Consider the following 20,847-nt stretch of genomic DNA (forward strand, 5'->3'; position numbering starts at 1 on the left):
CGTAGCCAATCGTGTCGGGGTTCGTCGGTCCGGTGGAGCGCTACTTCTTCGGCGGGATGACCACCGTGAGGTTCGCGGCACCGTCGGAGCCGACCGTGTTCAACGCCTGCGAGAGTAGCGCGGCCATGTCGATCTGGGGCAGCACGTCCGTCAGGGCCTGCACCACGGGCACCAGCGGCTCGGTCATCGGACCGAGGTTCGACAGGAGCTTGCTGGTGTTCGGGGCGATCTTCATCAGGAACGGGTTGACCGACTTCGTGAGCATCTCGGGCCCGTTGATGCCCTTCATGAGGACGTCCAGCGCCTTGAGCACCTCGACGTCCTTGACCACGAAGGTGCGGGTCGCGGGACCGAACTCGGAGATCGCGCCCGGCAGCCAGTCCATGTCGGCCTGGTAGTCCTGCGTGTTCTCCATCATGCGGCGGATGTTGGGCATCCGGGCAGTCAGGGTACGGGCCAGCAGATCACCGGCCTGCGAGATGTTCGGCAGCGAGCCCTGCGTGTTGCTGGTCGCGTCCGCCAGGGTCTCGGTGATGCCGCCGAGGTCCGTCGAGTTGATGTTGCTGGTCAGGCCCGAGATCAGCTGGAAGGTCTCGGGCAGCGACAGCGGCTCCTTGATCTTCGCGATGTCAATCGTCGACCCGTCGGCCAGGTACGGGCCGTTGAGGTTCTCCGGGCGGAAGTCGATGTACGGCTCGCCGACGGCGGACAGCTGCTCGATGCGCAGGCCCGTGTCCGACGGGATCTTGTACTTCCCGTCGTAGCGGAACTTCACGACGACCTTGCCGTCCTTGCGGTCGATCGTCTCGACGTTGCCCACCTTGACGCCGCGCAGCAGCACGGAGGAGTCGGGGAGCAGCTGGTTCGCGTTGTCGAGCTTCATCGTGACCGAGCGGTAGTCCGCCAGCGGCCGCCAGTGCAGCACGCCGAAGGCGATGTACGCCGTGCCCAGCACCATGACCAACGCGAAGGTCAGGAGGCTCAAGAAGGTGCTCTTTTTCACGGAACTGCTCCCACCATCCGAAGGTTGTTGACCGCCTGGCGGGCGGCATCGGAAGTGGGCACGTTCCCGTTGGTGCCCAGCTCCTTGACGTTGACCTTGGCCCCGCTGGAGAGGAACGGCAGGATCTTGTTCTTCAGCAGGTCCTCGAGGTTCGCCAGGTTCGCCTGCCGGCCGTTCATGTTCGGCCAGCCGGGGAACATCAGCGGCTTGATCACGCCCGCGACGGTCGCCGTCGAGGCGTCGAGCAGCGGCGCGGTGAAGATCAGCGGGGAGAGCGCGTCGGACAGCCGGCTGAGCAGCTTGATGGCGCCGGTGGTCAGGTCGAGCGTGTCCCCGAACCAGTCGTCCGTCGGCTTGAGCAGGGCGACGAGGATCTGGTCGTTGTCGTTGACCGTCGTCACGAGGCCGCCGACCGACGTGATCGCCTGGCTCACGTTGTCGCTCTGCGCGCCGAGGTCGACCACGGTCTGCGAGACCGTCTTGACCAGGCCGGAGAGCTTCTGCGGGTCGGCCGGCAGGTTGCTGTTGATCCGGCTGAAGGTGTCCTGCAGCTGCATCAGGCTGCCGCTGCCGAGGAAGTTCGCCAGGTCGGCGAGGATGTCCTCGATCTGCGTCGGCGGCTTGGTCTGCGTCGTCGGCAGCGTGTCGCCGCCCTTCAGCGGCGTGCCCGGCTTGCCCGGCGTGGTCTTGAGGGCCACGTAGGTGTCGCCGAGGATCGTGTCCTGCTGCAGCGTCGCGGTGACCGTGTTGGGCACCTGGACGCCGTTGTTGATCTTGACGTCGACGACGGCCTTGCCCTCTTCGAGCGTCACCTTCTGCAGGCGGCCGGAGACGACGCCGTCGAAGACGACGCGCGCCCGGTCGGGCAGGTTGAGGACGTTCGTGAAGTCGAGGTGCACGACGTAGCCGTCGCCGCCGCCCGGCTGGCCGGGGGCGGGGATCGCCGACGGGTTGAAGGGCACGGAGCCGCAGCCGGCCAGCACCGCGCCGGTGGCGACGGTGGCCACGCCCATCGCGAGGGCCCGCCTGGTGAATGGATTGCGCATCAGTACGCCGCTCCCGTCGCGCGCAGGACCGTGGAGATGAGCTCCACGTTGACGTGGCCCGCATCGGCGACCTTGCACTGGCCCGGCGCGAACCGGTTCAGGTTGTTGCAGGTCTGGGCCGGGTTCTTCGACGGCACCAGCGCTGACGGCGGCCGGTACGTGATCTTGGTGGCCAGGGTCTTCTTGTCGACGCTCACCTGGAAGGCCCGGATCAGCGGCGGCAGGATGTTGAGCAGGTCGCCGAACTGCTTGGTCGTCGCCGCCAGCAGGGTCGTGGTGGGGACCGTGACCTCGAGCAGGGGAGCGATGAAGGCGCCGTACTTGTCGAAGACGGTGGCCAGCACCTTCACCAGCGGGACCAGCTGCGGGAAGGCGCCGATACCGGTGTCCATCAGCGGCTCGCCGACGTTCTTGATCCGGAACGCGTACTTCGTGAGGAAGGCGCGCATCTCGTCCCAGTTCTGGACCAGGCCGTCGGACGCGGGGGCGAAGGCGTCGAGGATCGCCGCCACGTCGCCCATGCCGGGGCCGGGGTTGCGCATCAGCTCGCCGAGCTTGTTGGTGAGCGCGGAGATCTCCGGGCCCGTGCCCTGCGTCGCCTTGTTCAGCGCGGGGATGGAGGCCATCGCCTTGCGGAACTCCTCGTCACCGCCGCCGACGGTCAGATCGTCGACGACCTTCGAGACCGCCTGGAGCGACTCGGTGATCGACAGCGGCGTCTTGGTGTTGGTGATGCACTTGCCGGGCTGCCACGTCGGGCCGCCGGTGTAGGTCTGGAGGAGCTCCAGGCGGCGCTGGGCGACCAGCGAGTCCGCGATCGCGACGACACCGACGTTGGTCGGCAGCTTGCGGTCGGCGGGCAGGTCGAAGTCGACGCGGGTCGTGGCGCCGTTCGGGGTGATCTTGGTGATCTCGCCGATCGGGTAGCCGAACTGCGCGACCTTGCTGCCGGTGAACAGGCCCACCGAGTTGTCGAGCTCGGCGCAGTACGCCGTGGTCTTCTCGGTGAGGCCCTTGAAGGCCACACCGCCGAGGACCAGAGCGGCGGCGACGATGACCACGAACGCGGACATCGCGCCGCGGGAAGCGAGGAACTTACGCATCAGCAGGTCACCCCCGGGCTCGGAATGCAGACATTGGTCGCGAGGAAGGTCTGCTCGGACTGGTTCAGCTGGATCGTGCCGTCGGGCGCGATCGTCTTCTGCAGGCCGGCCAGCATCTCCTTGGCGTTGGCGATCGCGGGCTCGGCCTGCTGCACCACCTCGCGGGCCTTGGCCACCAGCGCGTCGAAGCGGCTGGCGAGCGGGTCCACGTTGTTGAGGTAGACGTTGAGCAGGGGACCGAGGCGCTGCACGAGCTGCGTGGTGTTCGACAGGTAGCTCTTGAAGCCGGCCAGGTTCACCTCGGCGGCGGAGAAGAACGTGCTCATGTTCCGCATCAGCGAGAGCAGCAGGTCGCCGTTCTGGTTGATGGTCGTCGAGTACTCGCCCATCACCTTGACGAAGTCGCCCGCCTGGTCCTGCTGACGCAGGATGTTCTCGAACATCTTGTTGAAGGTGCCGACGGTGTTGCGGATCGACTCCGGCTGGTCCTCGAGCGCCTGGTTCAGCTGCGACATGGACTCGCGGATCGGGGTCGCCTTGATCTTCTCGACCTTCGGCGTGGCCTGCTGGAAGGTCTCCAGGAGGCTGTACGGCATCGACACGCGCTCCGGCGGGATCGGCTTGTCGCCGAGGCTCGTCGTGCCCATCGGGGTCAGCGCCATGTAGTAGCCGCCGACGGTGGTCAGCATCTTCATCGACGCGGTGGTCGCGTCACCGAGGAAGACGTCCTTGTCGACGCGGAACTTCACGCGCACCCGGTCGTCGAGCAGCTCGACGTCGGAGATCGATCCGACGCTGATGCCGGCGACGCGGACGTCGACGCCCGAGCGCACGGCCTGCGCCTCCTTGAAGTCCGCCGAGTACTCCTTGGTGCCCGGCTGGAAGACGAAGAGGTAACCGCAGATCGCCAGGACGATGACGGCGATCAGGGCGCCGACGATGCCCCAGTTCAGCTGGTACCGGCGGTCCTGCGCCGCCGTCGGCAGCGGACGGTTGAAGAGGTTCACTTTGGATTGCATACCGTCACCTTCTGACCTGCGACGAAGAGATTCATCATGCCGGGGAGCTTGGCCTGGCCCTTGCTGCAGGTCGCCGAGACCGCGGGCCCCGCCTGCGGCTTCGTGCCCTCGTTCAGGAGCTGGACGATGCCGGGGAGGGTCGCGAGCGCGTTCACCAGCTGCTCCGCCATGGGCATCGCGTTGCTGACGATGGCGTCGAGCGGCGGGTTCTCGTTGGGCGTGAGGCCCAGTGCCGCGAGCAGCGCGTTGGTGCGGCTCACCACACCCGAGGTCTTGTCGGACCACTCGCGCATCGAGTCGATGTTGCTGGCCAGCGTGCGGGCGAAGACGTCCAGCTGCTGGAGCACCTTCGTCAGGCCGGGGGAGGCCCCGCCGATGGACTCCGATACCGAGCCCAGGTTCGTGATGAGCTGGGTCAGGACGCGCTGCCGGTCGTTGCTCACGGCCATCAGCTTGTCGAGCGAGCCGAGCAGCGGGCCGAGGCCCTCGCCGTTGCCCTGGATCACCGCGAGCACCGACTGCGACAGGTGGTTGATGTCATCGGCGTTCAGCGTCGACAGGACCGGCTTGAGGCCGACGAAGACCGACGTGATGTCGAACGAGGACTGCGTGTACTTCTCCTCGATCGTGCTGCCGGGCTTCACCTCCGCCGCCGTGCTCTTCGGCGTGGGCCGTACCTCCAGGAACCGGGAACCGGTGAGGTTCTGATACCGGATGGCCAGCGTGTCGTCGGCACGGAACTTGCGGTCGCGCTGCACCGAGAACGTCACGGCCGCGTTGGAGAGCCGGTGGTCCGAGGACTGCTTGACCGCGATGTCCTTGACCTTGCCCACCTGCACACCGAGCATGCGCACGTCGTCGCCGACCTTGAGGCCGGACACGTCCTTGAACTCGGCGTGGAAGGTGTCGAGGTCGCCCTGGGGCGGCCGGGTCAACGCCTGCATCACCAGTACGAGCAGCAGGATCATCACCGCGGCGAAGACCACGATCTTGATCGAGGTCGCCTTCATTGACTTCATCGTTGGCTCAGCTCCCAGGCTTCGTGGACGTCGGGGTGCTCGGCTTCGCGGACGACGGTGCGCCCTGCGACGGCGTCGCCGGCTTGGTCTCGCCCGGCTTCGCCTCGGTGGGCTTCTCGCCCGGCTTCGGCGGGATGTAGGTGAACGTCGGTGCCGGCGGCAGCATCGCGCCGATGGCAGGGTAGTCGACCGACAGCCGCAGGTTCAGCACCGGCCCGTTCGGGGTGTTCGGCATGGCCTTGCGGACGTTGTCGATCAGCTGCCCGATCTGGATCCCGACGCCCGTCGCGCTCCCGTTGGGGAAGGCGTTGAGCAGCGGCTGCATCAGGGCCACCAGCATCGGCGTCGCCGTCTGGAGTCCCGCCAGGGCCTTCGGGTCGAGGATCTTCTGCAGTGCGGCGGTCAGGCTGTCGCGCTCGTTGGTGAGCGAGTCCAGCGTCGCCTTGCCGCGGTTGACCCACGCCTTGTCGTGCACCGGCGCGTAATCGAACAGCGTCTTCACGGCCGGGATGAGCGCCGTGGTCGCGGAGTCGGCGCTCTCGATGGCCTGCGTGATCACCGGGAAGGTCTGCGCGGTCGTGAGCCGCTGCGTGTCCTGCACTGCCTGCGCGACACTGCCGAGGGCCGTGAAGAGCGGGAGCATGGCCTTCGACGAGGCGTCGAAGTTCAGCAGGATCTGGCTCATGTGCGGGCGCAGGGCGTCGCTGTTGACGTCGCCGATCGTCATGATCATGTTCGAGACGGTGTTGTCGGTGATCGGCTTGGTGGGCGCGATCTGGGCGCCGTCCTGCAGCGTGCCGCCGCCGTCGTGCGGGGTCAGGATGACCTCGGAGACGCCGAACAGGTTGCCGGCGGAGTACGCGGCCTCGAGGTTGTTGGTCAGCGACTTGCCGTCGGCCGACTTCATGGTGACCTTCACGCCCTGCTGGCCGTTGCCCAGGGCGGAGATACCGGTGACCTCACCGACCTTGATGCCCTGGATCCGGACGGGCGCGCCGTCCTTGATGCCGGCCGCCACCGCGGGGGAGCGGAGCGTGAACGAGAACTCGTCCTTGGGCCACAGGGCCTTGACCAGCCACCCGACGAGCAGGATCGCGAGGATGACGGCGACAGCGATGAGCCCGCGGCGCCGCAGCACCGACCGCTCGATCGACATTCCTGGTACGGAAACGACTCCCATTGGTTACCCCTTGAAGTAGACCGGGGAGGTGAAGCCCCACAGCGCGACGGTCATGACGAGGTTGAGGACGACGACGGCCACGAGACTGGCGCGGATGGCTCGGCCGGAGGCCGTACCGACGCCCTCCGGACCACCGGAGGCGAAGAAGCCCTGGTAGCAGTGGATGATGATCACGGCGGTCAGGAACACGGCCACCTTGATCACGGAGAAGACGATGTCCGACCCGCTCACGAACTGACTGAAGTAGTGGTCGTACGTGCCGGATGGCATGCCGTACACCGATTTCACCACCCAGGCGCAGGAGAGCCAGGACAGGATCAGGGTGATCAGGTAGACGGGGACCACCGCGATCAGGCCCGCGAGCACGCGGGTCGTCACCACGAAGGACACCGAGCGCAGGCCGAGGGACTCGAGCGCGTCGATCTCCTCGTTGATGCGCATGGCGCCGATCTCGGCGGTCATTCGGCAGCCGGCCTGTGCCGCGAAGCCGACGCCCGCGAGCATCGGGGCGAACTCACGGGTGTTCGCGAACGAGGCGACCACGGCCGTCAGGGGGCCCATGCCGAGCATGTTGAGGATGGCGAAGCCCTGCACGGCGACGATGCCGCCGACGGTGATGCCGAGGACCGCCAGCACCGGCGCGGTGCCGCCGCCGACGACGAGCGCGCCGCGGCCCCACGTGATGTCCGTGAGGATGTACATGATCTGCGACCGGTAGTGCTTGATCGCGTGCGGAACGGTGCGGATCACCTCGGCGATGAAGGAGACGACGTGGCCGATGGTGTCGAAGAGGCTCCAGGCCGATCCGGATGCTCCGAACAGGTTGAAGAACCAGCGTGTGCCCCGAGGGCGATAAACGGTTGCCATGTATCAGCTCACCTGTTCAGGGACGAAGGCGGTCGGTACGGCGGTGCAGGAGGTCATGGGTCAGCCGACCTGCGCCGGGGATGAAGAGGGTTGTGCCCTGCGTGAGTGGGTCATGGGTCAGCCCACCTGCATCGGGAAGAACATCGTGGTGACCTGCGTGATGAGCAGGTTCAACCCGAAGATGACGACGAACGAGAGGACGACGGTGGCGTTCACCGCGTCGGCGACGCCGCGCGAGCCGCCGCGGGCCTCGAGGCCGCGCTGGCAGCCGATGATCGCGATCACGGTGCCGAAGATGAAGGACTTGATCAGCGAGATCCACACGTCGACGGGGTGCGCGAAGGAGCCGAACGACAGCCAGTAGGCGCCGGGCGTCACGCCCTGGCCGCCCACGGCCACCAGGTAGCCGGCGAGCGTGCCGATGGCGATCACGAGGATGTTGAGCAGCGGCGCGACGATCCATGCGGCGAGCAGTCGGGGCACCACGAGGCGGTTGAGCGGGTTGATGCCCATGACGCGCATCGCATCCGTCTCTTCGCGGATCGTGCGGGCGCCGAGGTCGGCGGCGATGGCGGAGGCGCCGGCGCCGGCGAGCAGCAGGCCCGTGGCGATCGGGGCGCCCTGCGTGATGACGGCGAGGCCGCCGGCGGCACCCTGGAGCGAGTCGGCGCCGAGCTGGGCGATGATGTTGCCCACCTGGATCGAGATGACGATGCCGAACGGGATGGCGATGAGGACGCCCGGGAAGGTCGTGACGCCGATCATGTACCAGACCTGGTTCAGCGCCTCCTTCCACTGGAGTCGGCCGCGGACCGTGTCCGTCACCATGGCCACCAGCGACATGATCAGCATCCGAACGCTGCGACCGATCGTGCGGATCGAATCCACGACGGTGCTGGAGAAGTTCTTGCTGATGATCGACCAGTAGGAAGGTCGCCTGGCAGGCGTCGAGCCCTGCACAACGGATTGCGTCACCGCGAACGTCTCCTCTCGACTGTGGCCACACTGTGACCCACATACTGCGTTCTCAGGTGTATGACCGAGGACACTATAACGGTCCAACGAGTGATGTGCGTCATTGGCCTGCTTCGCGGAGGCTATGTGAGCGACTCGTCAGTAACATTCGGGCAGTCGGGTGGATCGTGTCCATCCGCTCAGGTCAGGCGGGGTGCGACGAAGTGTCATCGCAAAGCCTCGGCCCGCCGGAAGCCGTCGGCTCGGGGGTGCGAGTAGATTCGCACGCGTGCACATCGAGATGCTGGGCGGGGGGGTCGCCGGGGCCGGCGCTGCCGGGGTCCCGATGCGGGAATTGCTGGTAGTGGGACTGACAGCTGCAGTTGTCACATTCTTCGCGACGTCGCTGGTCCGGGTCGTGGCGACCCGCTTCGGGGCGGTCGCCGTTCCGCGTGCGCGCGACGTCCACGTGGTTCCCACTCCGCGTCTCGGGGGCGTGGGCATCTACATCGGGATGGTCGCGGGGATCTTCTTGGCCGCGCAGTTGCCCGCTCTTACCCGGGGCTTCGCCTATTCCAAGGATGCCGTCGCCGTTCTGGTCGCCGGCGCGGTGATCGTGGTCGTCGGTGTCATCGACGACCGGTGGGGCGTCGACGCCCTCACGAAGCTGGTCGGACAGATCTTCGCCGCCGCCCTCCTGGTGGTGATGGGGGTGGCCTGGAACGTGGTCTACGTCCCGGGGATCAATACGACGGTGGTGCTCGACCAGCTGCAGGCCGGCCTGCTCACCGTGGTGGTGGCGGTCGCCACCGTCAACGCCATGAACTTCATCGACGGGCTCGACGGCCTCCTGGCGGGGGTGGCGGCCCTCGCGGCCCTCGCGATCCTCATCTTCTCCGTGGGGCTGATGTTCGACTCGGGCGGTGACGCACCGTCGTACCCCCCGGCCCTGATCACGGCCGCGCTCTTCGGCGCCTGCATGGGCTTCCTGCCGCACAACTTCCAGCCCGCCAGGATCTTCATGGGCGACTCGGGCTCGATGCTCCTCGGCCTCACTCTCGCCGCTGCGTCGACGTCCGCGTCGGGCCGCATCTCCCAGAACGCCTACGGCACCACCGACATCTTCGCGCTGCTGCTGCCGCTCCTCCTGGCGGTGGCGGTGATGTTCGTGCCGATGCTCGACCTCCTGCTGGCCGTCGTGCGCCGCACGCGCGCCGGGGTGCACCCGTTCACCGCCGACAAGATGCACCTGCATCATCGGCTGCTGCAGATCGGACACAGTCAGCGCCGCGTCGTCGTGGTCATCTACCTGTGGGTGGGTGTGCTGGGCCTGAGTGCCGCGGCGTCCACGATGCTGCCGCCGACCCTCATCGCGCCCCTGTTCGGAGCGGGCCTGCTGTGCGCCCTCGTCGTCACCGTGGTGCCGCGGATCGTGCCCCGCCTGCGGGAGCGCTACTCCGAAACCGCGAGGTCAGATACATCGCCCAAGACGGGTGCCCGGTAACGCAGGACGGCCGTCCTGTTGTACTATCGTGTGTAGTTGATCGGCTGGATCACGGCGCAGCCCCGATGTGGGGAGTGCCCCTACTTCTTGGTAGAGTCTCAGCCAATCACAAAGAATTCGTGATGTGACCCACGCTACGGATTCGGCAGACGCCGCCCCCCGTTCGCCGCGAGACCCTTCGCGTGAGCGACCCTGACCCCGAAGGAGGGGACATGACGACGCCCGCCCCCTCGGCCGATCGCACAGCGCCCCGCGGCGTCGTGACGTTCGCCAACCCCTTCGTGATCCTCGCGGGCATCTCCGTCGTCGTCGCGGGCATCGCCGCCGCGTACGGCGAGATCTGGTTCGGCGCGTGGTTCTTCGTCGGCGGGCTCATGGCCCTCCTCAACGCGAAGCTCGCGGTTCTCAAGGTCTCGGTGATCACCGCGGACGACGAGCCGCGGAAGGCTCCCGTCGCGGTCAACTCGATGGTGCGCCTCGCCGTGGTCACGGTCGTCGCGCTCGTCATCGCCTACTTCCTCCGGCCCGCAGGCCTGGGCGTGATCTTCGGCCTCGCCGTCGGTCAGGTCGTCCTCGTCCTGAACACCGTCATCCCCGTTCTGAAAGGGCTTCGCCAGCAGTCATGAACACCAACCTGTACGCCGAAGGCGCGATCAAGGTAGCCCACTACAAGTCGTTCGAGTTGTGGGGCATGACCTTTCACTGGGACACGATCCTGGCGACCGCGATCGCCGCGACGATCGTCCTGATCTTGGCGTTCATCCTGAAGGCGAAGGTCACCTCGACCGGCGTGCCGAGCGGTGTTCAGCTGTTCTGGGAGGCCGTCACCATCCAGCTCCGCGGCCAGGTCGAGGGCGCGATCGGCATGAAGGTGGCGCCGTTCCTGCTGCCGCTGGCGATCGCGCTGTTCACGCTGATCCTCTTCGCGAACTGGCTCGCCGTACTGCCGCAGCAGTACTCCGGTGAGGGCGGTACCCCGACCGAGATCTTCATGCCGCCGGCGGCCGACGTGAGCTTCGTCTACGCGCTCGTGCTGGTCGTCTACCTCGGCTACCACTTCGCCGGCTTCCGCACCCACGGCATCTTCGGCTACCCCGCGAAGGTCGTGAAGGGCCACGCGATCGGCCTGGCGCCGATCAACGTGATCGAGGAGCTCATCTCCAAGCCGCTGTCGCTCGCACTGCGACTCTTCGGCAACGTCTTCGCGGGCACGGTTATGGTCGCGGTCATCGCGCTGCTGCCGGCCTACATCCTCTGGTTCCCGAACTCCCTGTGGAAGTCCTTCGAGCTCTTCGTCGGCCTCATCCAGGCGTTCATCTTCTCGCTCCTCACCATCCTGTACTTCTCCACGTCCATGGAGAAGACGGACCACTGACGTGTTCGCGGCCCACACGGGCCACGGACGAGTAGACCCTGGTAGGCCGACTACCAGAAACCGAAAGGGAAACAACAATGGCAGATGTGACAATCGCTCAGGGTGCGCTCATCGGCGGCGGCCTGATCATGGGTGGCGGCGCGATCGGTGCCGGTATCGGTAACGGCCTCGCCGGTTCCCAGCTTGTCGCTGGCATCGCGCGGCAGCCGGAGGCCCAGGGCCGCCTGATGACCCCGTTCTTCATCACCGTCGGCCTGGTCGAGGCCGCGTACTTCATCAACCTCGCCTTCATGGCCCTGTTCGTGTTCGCTACCCCGATCACCGCAGGCTGAGACACTCGCAAGAAACGGGGACTGTCGTCATGCAGCTCGCTGAGGGAAACTTCCTTCTTCCCACCGCGGGAACCTTCATCTCGTGCCTGATCATCTTCCTGATCGTGCTCGGTGTGATCTGGTTCTTCGTGGCTCCTTCCATCCAGAAGGTCCTGGACGATCGCGACAAGATGATCCACCAGACCGCGAACGACGGTCGCGCCGCGGCCAAGGGATTCGAGGACGCCGAGTCGGAGTACCGCGCCGGAGTCGCCTCCGCCCGCGGTGAGGCCGGCAGCATCCGCGACGAGGCGCGCGCCGGTGGCCGCGTCTCGATGGAGGAACAGAAGCAGCGGGCTGCGGCCGAGGCGGACGCGATCACGCGGGAGAAGACCGAGCAGCTGCGCACCGCGGGTGAGTCCGCGGCCGCGGCGGCGCGCGCCGATCTCGCTCCGCTCTCGGCGTCGTTGGCGAGCCGCGTGCTCGGTTTCGACGTCACGCAGGACCCGGCCCTCACGGCGAAGCTGGATGCACTCTCGAGCGAAAAGGTGGTGAAGAACTAAATGGGTGTCTTTATCGGCAACCTGATCGCCTTCGCGGTCATCCTCTTCGTCCTGTGGAAGTTCGTGGTTCCGCCGGTGAAGCGGCTCATGAAGGAGCGCCAGGACACGGTCCGGGCGCAGCTGGAGGAGTCGCGCATCGCGCAGGAGAAGCTGTCGCAGGCGGGCCAGGCGGGGGAGCGCGCGCGCTCCGACGCCGCCCGTGAGGGCAGCCAGATCCGCGACGAGGCACGTGGCGACGCGGACGCGATCCGCGAGGAGCTGCGCGCCCAGACCGACCGCGAGGTCGCGCGGATCGGCGAGCACGGGCAGGGCCAGGTCGCGCTCAACCGCAGCAACCTGGTGCGGGGCTTCCGCTCCGAGCTCGGTGCGGAGGCCGTCGACGTGGCCGGGCGTCTCGTCCGCGACCACCTCAGCGACCCCGCCAACCAGTCCACGTCCGTCGACCGCGCGCTCACCGAGCTCGAGTCGATGACCGAGGGCGCCGACACGGCCCGCGTCACCGAGGCCGATCGCATCGGCACGCGCTCCCTGCGTGCCGCCAGCCGCGACGCGATCCGGCAGCTGGCCGCCGGCTTCGACCAGCGGACCGCCGGTCTGGACCGGGCCGCGCTGGCCCGCGTCGCCGACGACCTGGCCGACGTGGTCAACGTGCTGGGCGAGCAGCCCGTGCTGCGCAAGCACCTCGCCGAGTCGGCCGAGGCGCCCGCCGCCAAGCGTGCGCTCGTCGACAACCTCTTCGGCGCCAAGATCAGCGCCGAGGCGAACGCCTTCGTGCAGGACGCCGCGGCGGCGAAGTGGTCGGCCCCGGCCGACTTCGTGACCGCGATCGAGCGCCAGGCCCGCGTGGCGGTGCTACTCGGTGCCGAGCGCGCCGACGCGCTCGACGAGACCGAGGACGAGCTGTTCCGCGCGGGACGCATCCTCGAGGGCGAGGCGCGACTCACCGCGGCGCTGTCGGACTCCCGGGTTCCGGCCTCGGACCGGATCGCGCTGCTGGACAAGGTCTTCGGCGGCAAGGTGAACGAGTTCACCGCGGCGCTGCTGCGCCAGACGGTGCGCCTCGTGCGCGTCGGCCGCGTGGACGCCGCCGTCGCCTCCATCGCCGAGCTGGCTGCGGCCCGTCGCGGCGAGTCCGTCGCCGTGGTCGAGTCGGCGGTCGCCCTGACCGACGCGCAGCGGACCCGCACGGCGGATCTGCTGGCCCGGATCTACCAGCGCAAGATCGCGGTGCAGACCGAGGTCGTCGCCGAGCTCCTGGGCGGCCTGCGCATCACGGTGGGCAACGAGGTCATCGAGGCCGACATCGCGTCGCGCCTCGACAAGGCCGCCGAACAGCTGCCCCGCTAACAACCAAACTTCCACCCAGAAACACAAAAGAGGGAAACGAGTACTCATGGCTGAGTTGACGATCTCAACCGACGACGTCAAGGGCGCGATCGAGCAGTACGTCTCGACGTTCGAGGCCGACGCCTCCCGCGAGGAGATCGGCACCGTCTCCGACACCGCCGACGGCATCGCCCACGTCACCGGGCTCCCGGGCGCGATGGCGAACGAGCTGCTCGAGTTCCCCGGTGGGGTTCTCGGCGTGGCTCTGAACCTCGACGAGGACGAGATCGGCGCCGTCATCCTCGGTAACTACGAGGAGCTCGAGGAGGGCCAGCAGGTCCGCCGCACCGGCGACGTGCTGTCCGTGCCCGTGGGCGACAAGTTCCTCGGCCGCGTGGTCAACCCCCTCGGCCAGCCGATCGACGGCCTGGGCGACATCGAGGCCGAGGAGCAGCGCGTCCTCGAGCTGCAGGCGGCCTCCGTGCTCGAGCGTCAGCCCGTCGAGGAGTCGCTCGCGACCGGCATCAAGGCCATCGACGCCATGACCGCCATCGGCCGTGGCCAGCGCCAGCTGGTCATCGGTGACCGCAAGACCGGCAAGACCGCGGTCTGCGTCGACACCATCCTCAACCAGAAGGCGAACTGGGAGTCGGGCGACCCGACCAAGCAGGTCCGCTGCATCTATGTCGCCATCGGCCAGAAGGGCTCGACGATCGCCGGTGTGAAGACCGCGCTCGACGAGGCCGGCGCGATGGAGTACACCACCATCGTCGCGGCCCCCGCGTCCGACTCGGCCGGCTTCAAGTGGCTCGCCCCGTACACCGGCTCGGCCATCGGCCAGCACTGGATGTACCAGGGCAAGCACGTCCTCATCGTGTTCGACGACCTGTCCAAGCAGGCCGAGGCCTACCGCGCCATCTCGCTGCTGCTGCGCCGCCCGCCGGGCCGCGAGGCGTACCCCGGCGACGTCTTCTACCTCCACTCCCGCCTGCTGGAGCGCTCGGCGAAGCTGTCCGACGCCCTCGGCGGCGGTTCGATGACCGCGCTGCCGATCATCGAGACCAAGGCCAACGATGTCTCGGCGTTCATCCCGACCAACGTCATCTCGATCACCGACGGCCAGGTCTTCCTCGAGTCCGACCTCTTCAACAAGGGCGTGCGCCCCGCGATCAACGTCGGCACCTCGGTGTCCCGCGTCGGTGGCGCCGCGCAGACCAAGGGCCTCAAGAAGGTCTCGGGCTCGCTGCGCCTCGAGCTCGCCCAGTTCCGCGAGCTGGAGGCCTTCTCGGCCTTCGCCTCGGACCTCGACGACGCCTCGAAGGCGCAGCTGGCCCGTGGCGCCCGCTGGGTCGAGCTGCTCAAGCAGGACCAGTACAGCCCGTCGTCGGTCGAGGACGAGATCGTCTCGATCTACCTCTGCGGCGAGGGCCACTACGACTCGGTGCCCGTCGAGGACGTGCGCCGCTTCGACGGTGAGCTGCTGAGCCACCTGCACCACGCCGCGGCCGGCGTCTACGAGTCGATCGCGGGCGGCAAGGTCCTCGAGAAGGACCAGGCGGAGATCCTCGTCGCCGAGACCAACCGCTTCAAGCAGAGCTTCCTCGCCTCCGACGGCTCGCGCGTGGTGAACGAGGCCGAGTCCGACGCCCTCCCGGCCGAGGACGTCGAGCACGAGACGATCAAGGTCAAGCGCAATGGCTAGTATCCGAGAGCTGCGCTCGCGGATCCGTTCGGTCAACTCGACCAAGAAGATCACCAAGGCGCAGGAACTGATCGCGACCTCGCGGATCACCAAGGCGCAGGCCCGAGTCGCGGCCGCCAAGCCGTACTCCGAGGAGATGACCTCGGTGCTCTCGGAGCTGGCCAGCAAGTCCGGCTCGCTCGATCACCCGCTCCTCACCGAGCGGGCGAACCCGAAGCGCGCCGCGATCCTGGTCGTCTCCTCCGACCGCGGCATGTGCGGTGGCTACAACTCCAACGTGCTGCGGGAGACGCGCGAGCTCATCCAGCTGCTCAAGGACGAGGGCAAGGAGCCCGTCCTGTACGTCATGGGCCAGAAGGGGCTGGACTACTTCCGGTTCCGCGGCCAGGACGTCGCGGGCGCGTGGACCGGCTTCTCGCAGCTGCCGCACCACTCGGACGCCACCGCGGCGACCGAGACGCTGGTGAAGCTGTTCGAGACCGGCTCCGAGGAGTATGTGACGATCGACGGTGTCGAGACGCACGGCGTCGACGAGCTGCACCTCGTGTACACGCGCTTCGTGTCGATGCTCTCCCAGAACCCCGAGGTGCGCCGCATGGCTCCGCTCGTGGTCGAGGAGAGCGACGGCGCGTCGGACGACGACGCCCCGGCCCGCAACTTCACCTTCGAGCCCAGCGCCGACAGCCTGCTGTCCTCGCTGCTGCCGAGGTACGTCGCGACCCGAGTCTTCGCGGCCCTGCTCGACTCCGCGGCGTCGGAGAACGCCGCGCGTCGTACGGCCATGAAGGCGGCCACCGACAACGCCAACGATCTGGCCGTCTCGCTCTCCCGCGAGGCCAACCAGCTCCGTCAGGCGCAGATCACCCAGGAAATCAGCGAAATCGTCGGTGGCGCCGGCGCCCTCGCGAACTAGAAACCGGAAAGCAGACACATGACTACAGCAACCCAGCCCGCGTCGGCGGGCACCGCTGCGGCCACCGGTCGCGTGACGCGGGTCATCGGCCCGGTCGTCGACATCGAGTTCCCGCGCGGCGCCGTCCCCGCCCTGTTCAACGCCCTGCGCGCGGAGATCACCCTCCCGTCCGTGGCCAAGACGCTGACCCTCGAGGTCGCGCAGCACCTCGGCGACAACCTGGTGCGCGCCATCTCGATGCAGCCCACCGACGGCCTGGTCCGCGGCACCGACGTCACCGACTCGGGCTTCCCGATCCGCGTGCCCGTCGGCGACGTCGTCAAGGGCCACGTCTTCAACGCCCTCGGCGACTGCCTGGACACCCCCGGCCTCGGCCGCGACGGCGAGCAGTGGGGCATCCACCGCAAGCCCCCGGCCTTCGATCAGCTCGAGGGTAAGACCGAGATCCTGGAGACGGGCATCAAGGTCATCGACCTTCTGACCCCGTACGTCAAGGGCGGCAAGATCGGTCTGTTCGGTGGTGCCGGCGTCGGCAAGACCGTTCTGATCCAGGAGATGATCACCCGTATCGCGCGCGAGTTCTCGGGCACCTCGGTGTTCGCGGGCGTCGGCGAGCGTACTCGTGAGGGCACCGACCTCCACCTCGAGATGGAGGAGATGGGCGTGCTCCAGGACACCGCGTTGGTGTTCGGTCAGATGGACGAGCCGCCGGGCACGCGTATGCGCGTCGCCCTCTCGGCCCTGACCATGGCCGAGTACTTCCGCGACATCCAGCACCAGGACGTGCTGCTCTTCATCGACAACATCTTCCGCTTCACGCAGGCCGGTTCCGAGGTCTCGACCCTGCTGGGTCGTATGCCCTCGGCCGTGGGTTACCAGCCCACCCTGGCGGACGAGATGGGTGAGCTCCAGGAGCGCATCACCTCGACCAAGGGCCGGTCGATCACGTCGCTGCAGGCCATCTACGTGCCCGCCGACGACTACACCGACCCGGCGCCGGCCACCACCTTCGCGCACCTCGATGCGACCACCGAGCTCTCGCGTCCGATCTCGCAGCTGGGTATCTACCCCGCCGTGGATCCGCTGACGTCGACCTCGCGCATCCTCGAGGCGTCGATCGTGGGCGACAACCACTTCCGCGTCGCCAACGAGGTCAAGCGCATCCTGCAGAAGTACAAGGAGCTGCAGGACATCATCGCCATCCTCGGTATGGACGAGCTCTCGGAAGAGGACAAGGTCACGGTGCAGCGCGCTCGCCGTATCCAGAAGTTCCTCGGCCAGAACTTCATCGTCGCCGAGAAGTTCACGGGCGAGAAGGGCTCGGTCGTCCCGCTGGCGGACACCATCGAGGCCTTCGACCGCGTGTGCAAGGGCGAGTTCGATCACCTGCCCGAGCAGGCGTTCAACAGCTGTGGTGGTCTCGACGACGTCGAGGCCGCCGCGAAGAAGATCGCCGGGAAGTAGTTTCCAGTGGCTGACACGGCGTTTCAGGTAGAGGTCGTCTCCGTCGAGGAGCGGCTGTGGTCGGGCGAGGCGACGTTCGTCATCGCTCAGACCACGGAGGGTGAGCTGGGTGTCCTGGCTCATCACGAGCCGCTGTTCGGCCAGCTCACCACCGGTGGCGCCGTCGCCATCGACACGGTGGGCGGCGAGCGACTGGCTGCGGCGATCCGCGGCGGCTTCCTCTCGGTGACCGGCGAGAAGGTCACCGTGCTGGCGGACGGGGCCGAGTGGGCCTCGACCCTGGAGGAGGCCGAGGTCCGGCGCGCCCTCGAGGCGGCGGCGGACGGGTCCGACGAGCAGGCGACCGCGCAGGGACAGCTGCGCGCGATCGAGTTCCTCGCGGGCAAGTAGCATAGAAGAAGCAGCGTGAAAGCCGGTGGCCCGGTGAAGACGGGCCACCGGCTTTCCTGCTATCCGGGCACGGAGCAGTGAGGAGCGCGTGATGGGCGGAGTCTTCTTCGCCGCGGTGGTCGCGGTCCTGCTGCTGCTCGTCGTCGGCGCGGTCGTGGTCCTGCGCCTGTACAGCCTGCGCGTGGCGGGCGTGCCGATCATCCTGCGGTACCTGCCGGCGGCGGGGGAGCAGGGCTGGCGGCACGGCACGCTCCGCTACGACGACCACGAACTCAAGTACTACCGGCTCTCCAGCGTGCGGCTCGGCCCCAGCTGGACACTGCCGCGCAGCGAGACGGAGATCGTCGGCCGGCGCGCGCCGCACGGCACCGAGCTCGACGTCATCGACGCCGACATGGTGATCGTGCACGCCGTCACCCCGGGCGGGGAGACGGAACTCGCCTTCGCGCGGGACGGCCTCACGGCCTTCCAGTCCTGGCTCGAGTCGCGGCCCAGCCCGCGCCGCCAGCGCCCCTAGAGTGCCGCCTCCGGTCAGCGATCGCCGCCGGGCTTCCACAGCACGTCGCCCCCGGGATTCGCGACCCGGGACAGGATGAACAACAGGTCCGAGAGCCGGTTGAGGTACTTCGCCGGCAGCACCGAGACCGTCTCCCCGTGTTCGCGCACCGCGTCCCACGCCGCCCGCTCGGCCCGTCGGACGACGGTGCGCGCGAGGTGCAGGTACGCCGCCAGGGGAGTGCCGCCCGGCAGGACGAAGGAATCGAGCTTCGGCAGGTCCGCGTTGAACTCGTCGCACCAGGCCTCGAGCCGGTCGACGTAGTCGGACGTGACGCGCAGGGGCGGATACTCCGGATCATCGACGATCGGGTTGGAGAGGTCCGCGCCGACGTCGAAGAGCTCGTTCTGGATCCGCAGGAGGACGGCGCGCAGCTCGGGCCCGGGATCGCCGACGGTGACCGCGAGCCCCAGGGCCGCGTTCGCCTCGTCGCAGTCGGCGTACGCCCGGAGCCGGGCGTCCGACTTCGTGACCCGGGAGAAGTCGCCCAGGCCGGTGGTGCCGTCGTCGCCGGTGCGGGTGTAGATGCGGGTGAGGTGGACAGCCATGGTCACAGGCTGTCACAGGCCCGGGCGACGTGCCATAGGCTGAGCACTGTGGGAGAGAAGTTTCTGGTACACGGCGGAGCCCGGCTGACCGGCGAGGTCACGGTGGGCGGCGCGAAGAACAGTGTGCTCAAGCTGATGGCGGCCACGTTGCTGGCCGAGGGCACGTCGGTGCTCACCAACTGCCCCGAGATCCTCGACGTGCCGCTGATGGCGGACGTGCTGCGGGGCCTCGGCGCGGAGGTGGAGCTCGACGGCGACACGGCGCGGATCACGACGCCGGCGGTGCTCAACCATCGCGCCGACTTCGACGCGGTCAAGCAGTTCCGCGCGTCGGTGTGCGTGCTGGGCCCGCTGATGGCCCGGGAGCACCGCGCGGTGGTCGCGCTCCCGGGTGGCGACGCGATCGGCTCGCGGCCCCTGGACATGCACCAGTCGGGGCTCCGTTCGCTCGGCGCGACCAGCTCGATCGAGCACGGTTGCGTTGTGGCGCAGGCGGACTCGCTCCGCGGCGCCGAGATCACGCTGGAATTCCCCTCGGTGGGGGCCACGGAGAACATCCTGATGGCGGCGGTCCTGGCCACGGGACTGACCGTGATCAGCAATGTCGCGCGGGAGCCGGAGATCGTCGACCTCTGCGCGATGCTCGTGCAGATGGGCGCCGATATCGAGGGCATCGGAACCGACACGCTCATGGTGCGCGGGGTGGAGAAGCTGCACCCCACGGAGCACCGGGTGATCGGGGACCGCATCGTCGCGGCCACGTGGGGCTTCGCCGCGGTGATGACGCGGGGCGACATCACCGTGAACGGCGTGGCACCGGAGACCCTCGGGGTCGTGCTGCAGAAGCTGCAGGACGCGGGGGCGACGGTGACCGAGCGTGCGGACGGCTTCCGCATCGCCTCACCGGAGCGACCGCACGCCGTGAACGTCGCGACGCTGCCCTTCCCGGGATTCCCGACCGACCTCCAGCCGATGGCCATCGGCATGGCGTGCGTCGCGGACGGTACGTCGATGATCACGGAGAACGTCTTCGAGGCGCGGTTCCGGTTCGTCGAGGAGATGGTGCGCCTCGGAGCGGACGCGCGGACCGACGGTCATCATGCGGTGATCCGGGGAGTGGAGCAGCTGTCGAGCGCCCCGGTCTGGTCGACCGACATCCGCGCGGGCGTCGGCCTGGTCCTGGCCGGCCTCTGCGCCGATGGGGTGACCGAGGTGCACGACGTCTTCCACATCGATCGCGGGTATCCCAACTTCGTCGGGAACGTGACGGCGCTGGGCGGACGGATCGAGCGGGTCTCCTAGGAGGGGGTCCACGCCGGCAGCGGACATCGATGCGGGCCGGAAGGCCCGATCACCCGGACGACCTGCCGATTTGTGTTCCGAGTTCGACGTGTGTAACTTATATCGAGTCAGCAGCGCCCAGGCGCCGCCCGGCAAGGCCCACAGCAGTCCAATGAATCTGGATCTCGACGTGCCGCCGGAAGTTCGGAAACCGGGAAGATCCGCAAGGATCATCGCGCTGACCGCCACGGAAGAGAAACCTTCTCCTCGATCACGCCCAGCGGGATCGTGTGGTTCCTCCATGTGGTGAGCGGTTCGGATGCCCGAAACGCGGCCCGCGAGAGCGAGTTGCGAACGAAATTCCGACCTGCTAGGCTAGAACGGTTGCTCCGAGCAGCCAGCTCCACGAAAGAACATCACTTTCGAGCGCCCAGCGCGATCGAGAGGGTTTCGACGTGAGGTTGAGCAGATCGAAGCGCTTCCGAAGCGGCCCGCGAGAGCGAGTTGCACACGGAAATCCGCTCTGCTAAGCTAGAACGGTTGCTCCGAACGAGTAGAGCAGGTCAAGTTGACCTGCTGACTCCGATAGAGTAGCATGAACTGGCTGCGAAGGTGCGATTCACACAGAAAACATATGGTGTGAGCGGCCGCGTTTGGCGTGTTCTTTGAGAACTCAACAGTGTGTCGATGAAATTGTCAGTGCCAAAATTTTTTGGCACGCAT

21 protein-coding genes are annotated in these 20,847 nt (G+C 67.7%); 12 read left to right on the forward strand and 9 right to left on the reverse strand.

Annotation, left to right across the window (positions count from 1 at the left end; translation table 11 throughout):
• Positions 1-40 precede the first annotated feature (40 nt).
• The 8 genes from ACLQ3K_RS19935 to ACLQ3K_RS19970 form a co-directional block, all read right to left on the reverse strand.
• Complete coding sequence (locus ACLQ3K_RS19935; protein WP_426001231.1) at positions 41-985, reverse strand: MlaD family protein; 945 nt, start codon at positions 983-985, stop codon at positions 41-43.
• Between the two features lie 14 nt (positions 986-999).
• A complete protein-coding gene (locus ACLQ3K_RS19940; RefSeq protein WP_224647870.1) occupies positions 1,000-2,049 on the reverse strand; it encodes an MlaD family protein in 1,050 nt (349 codons plus the stop codon).
• Complete coding sequence (locus tag ACLQ3K_RS19945) at positions 2,049-3,152, reverse strand: MlaD family protein (RefSeq protein ID WP_336671858.1); 1,104 nt, start codon at positions 3,150-3,152, stop codon at positions 2,049-2,051. The genes ACLQ3K_RS19940 and ACLQ3K_RS19945 overlap by 1 nt, the downstream gene beginning before the upstream one ends.
• Positions 3,152-4,171, reverse strand: a complete 1,020-nt coding sequence (locus ACLQ3K_RS19950) for an MlaD family protein (RefSeq protein WP_224647868.1) — start codon at positions 4,169-4,171, stop codon at positions 3,152-3,154. The genes ACLQ3K_RS19945 and ACLQ3K_RS19950 overlap by 1 nt, the downstream gene beginning before the upstream one ends.
• On the reverse strand, positions 4,156-5,181 hold the full coding sequence (locus ACLQ3K_RS19955) for an MCE family protein (RefSeq protein ID WP_224647867.1): 1,026 nt from the start codon (positions 5,179-5,181) through the stop codon (positions 4,156-4,158). The genes ACLQ3K_RS19950 and ACLQ3K_RS19955 overlap by 16 nt, the downstream gene beginning before the upstream one ends.
• 16 nt (positions 5,182-5,197) lie before the next feature.
• Positions 5,198-6,346: an MlaD family protein gene (locus tag ACLQ3K_RS19960; protein ID WP_336671856.1), complete on the reverse strand. Its 1,149-nt coding sequence runs from the start codon at positions 6,344-6,346 to the stop codon at positions 5,198-5,200.
• Positions 6,347-6,373: 27 nt separating this feature from the next.
• Positions 6,374-7,237 (reverse strand): ABC transporter permease, encoded by an 864-nt coding sequence (locus ACLQ3K_RS19965; protein WP_224647865.1) that lies wholly within the window; start codon positions 7,235-7,237, stop codon positions 6,374-6,376.
• Between the two features lie 117 nt (positions 7,238-7,354).
• Positions 7,355-8,212, reverse strand: a complete 858-nt coding sequence (locus ACLQ3K_RS19970; RefSeq protein ID WP_224647864.1) for an MlaE family ABC transporter permease — start codon at positions 8,210-8,212, stop codon at positions 7,355-7,357.
• Positions 8,213-8,492: 280 nt separating this feature from the next.
• On the opposite strand from ACLQ3K_RS19970, the gene ACLQ3K_RS19975 reads away from it, so the two are divergent.
• The 11 genes from ACLQ3K_RS19975 (at position 8,493) to ACLQ3K_RS20025 (ending at position 18,256) form a co-directional block, all read left to right on the forward strand.
• Entirely contained in the window at positions 8,493-9,695 is a 1,203-nt protein-coding gene (locus tag ACLQ3K_RS19975) for a glycosyltransferase family 4 protein (protein ID WP_224647900.1), read from the forward strand.
• A 212-nt stretch (positions 9,696-9,907) separates the two neighbouring features.
• Complete coding sequence (locus tag ACLQ3K_RS19980; RefSeq protein ID WP_224647863.1) at positions 9,908-10,321, forward strand: ATP synthase subunit I; 414 nt, start codon at positions 9,908-9,910, stop codon at positions 10,319-10,321.
• Positions 10,318-11,070 carry a F0F1 ATP synthase subunit A gene (gene atpB / locus ACLQ3K_RS19985; protein WP_224647862.1) on the forward strand — a complete coding sequence of 251 codons (753 nt, stop codon included), beginning with the start codon at positions 10,318-10,320 and terminating at the stop codon, positions 11,068-11,070. Before ACLQ3K_RS19980 ends, atpB begins: the two co-directional genes overlap by 4 nt.
• A gap of 77 nt (positions 11,071-11,147) precedes the next feature.
• Positions 11,148-11,402 (forward strand): F0F1 ATP synthase subunit C, encoded by a 255-nt coding sequence (locus ACLQ3K_RS19990; protein WP_040765682.1) that lies wholly within the window; start codon positions 11,148-11,150, stop codon positions 11,400-11,402.
• A 29-nt stretch (positions 11,403-11,431) separates the two neighbouring features.
• Positions 11,432-11,944, forward strand: a complete 513-nt coding sequence (locus ACLQ3K_RS19995) for a F0F1 ATP synthase subunit B (protein WP_224647861.1) — start codon at positions 11,432-11,434, stop codon at positions 11,942-11,944.
• A complete protein-coding gene (locus tag ACLQ3K_RS20000; protein ID WP_224647860.1) occupies positions 11,945-13,291 on the forward strand; it encodes a F0F1 ATP synthase subunit B/delta in 1,347 nt (448 codons plus the stop codon).
• A 46-nt stretch (positions 13,292-13,337) separates the two neighbouring features.
• The gene (gene atpA / locus ACLQ3K_RS20005) at positions 13,338-14,972 is read left to right on the forward strand and encodes a F0F1 ATP synthase subunit alpha (RefSeq protein WP_224647859.1); all 1,635 of its coding nucleotides are present in this window, start codon (positions 13,338-13,340) and stop codon (positions 14,970-14,972) included.
• On the forward strand, positions 14,965-15,885 hold the full coding sequence (locus ACLQ3K_RS20010; protein WP_224647858.1) for a F0F1 ATP synthase subunit gamma: 921 nt from the start codon (positions 14,965-14,967) through the stop codon (positions 15,883-15,885). The genes atpA and ACLQ3K_RS20010 overlap by 8 nt, the downstream gene beginning before the upstream one ends.
• Before the next feature lie 18 nt (positions 15,886-15,903).
• The gene (atpD, locus tag ACLQ3K_RS20015; RefSeq protein ID WP_224647857.1) at positions 15,904-17,349 is read left to right on the forward strand and encodes a F0F1 ATP synthase subunit beta; all 1,446 of its coding nucleotides are present in this window, start codon (positions 15,904-15,906) and stop codon (positions 17,347-17,349) included.
• 6 nt (positions 17,350-17,355) lie between these two features.
• Positions 17,356-17,739 carry a F0F1 ATP synthase subunit epsilon gene (locus tag ACLQ3K_RS20020; protein WP_068524661.1) on the forward strand — a complete coding sequence of 128 codons (384 nt, stop codon included), beginning with the start codon at positions 17,356-17,358 and terminating at the stop codon, positions 17,737-17,739.
• 91 nt (positions 17,740-17,830) lie between these two features.
• A complete protein-coding gene (locus tag ACLQ3K_RS20025; RefSeq protein WP_224647856.1) occupies positions 17,831-18,256 on the forward strand; it encodes a DUF2550 domain-containing protein in 426 nt (141 codons plus the stop codon).
• A gap of 14 nt (positions 18,257-18,270) precedes the next feature.
• Here the strand turns inward: ACLQ3K_RS20025 and ACLQ3K_RS20030 are convergent, their stop codons facing one another.
• On the reverse strand, positions 18,271-18,843 hold the full coding sequence (locus tag ACLQ3K_RS20030) for a cob(I)yrinic acid a,c-diamide adenosyltransferase (protein ID WP_426001232.1): 573 nt from the start codon (positions 18,841-18,843) through the stop codon (positions 18,271-18,273).
• A gap of 48 nt (positions 18,844-18,891) precedes the next feature.
• On the opposite strand from ACLQ3K_RS20030, the gene murA reads away from it, so the two are divergent.
• Positions 18,892-20,145 (forward strand): UDP-N-acetylglucosamine 1-carboxyvinyltransferase, encoded by a 1,254-nt coding sequence (gene murA, locus ACLQ3K_RS20035; protein WP_336671853.1) that lies wholly within the window; start codon positions 18,892-18,894, stop codon positions 20,143-20,145.
• The last annotated feature ends 702 nt before the right edge of the window (positions 20,146-20,847 follow it).

Source organism: Tsukamurella sp. DT100 (assembly GCF_049844855.1).
Taxonomy (GTDB): Bacteria; Actinomycetota; Actinomycetes; order Mycobacteriales; family Mycobacteriaceae; genus Tsukamurella.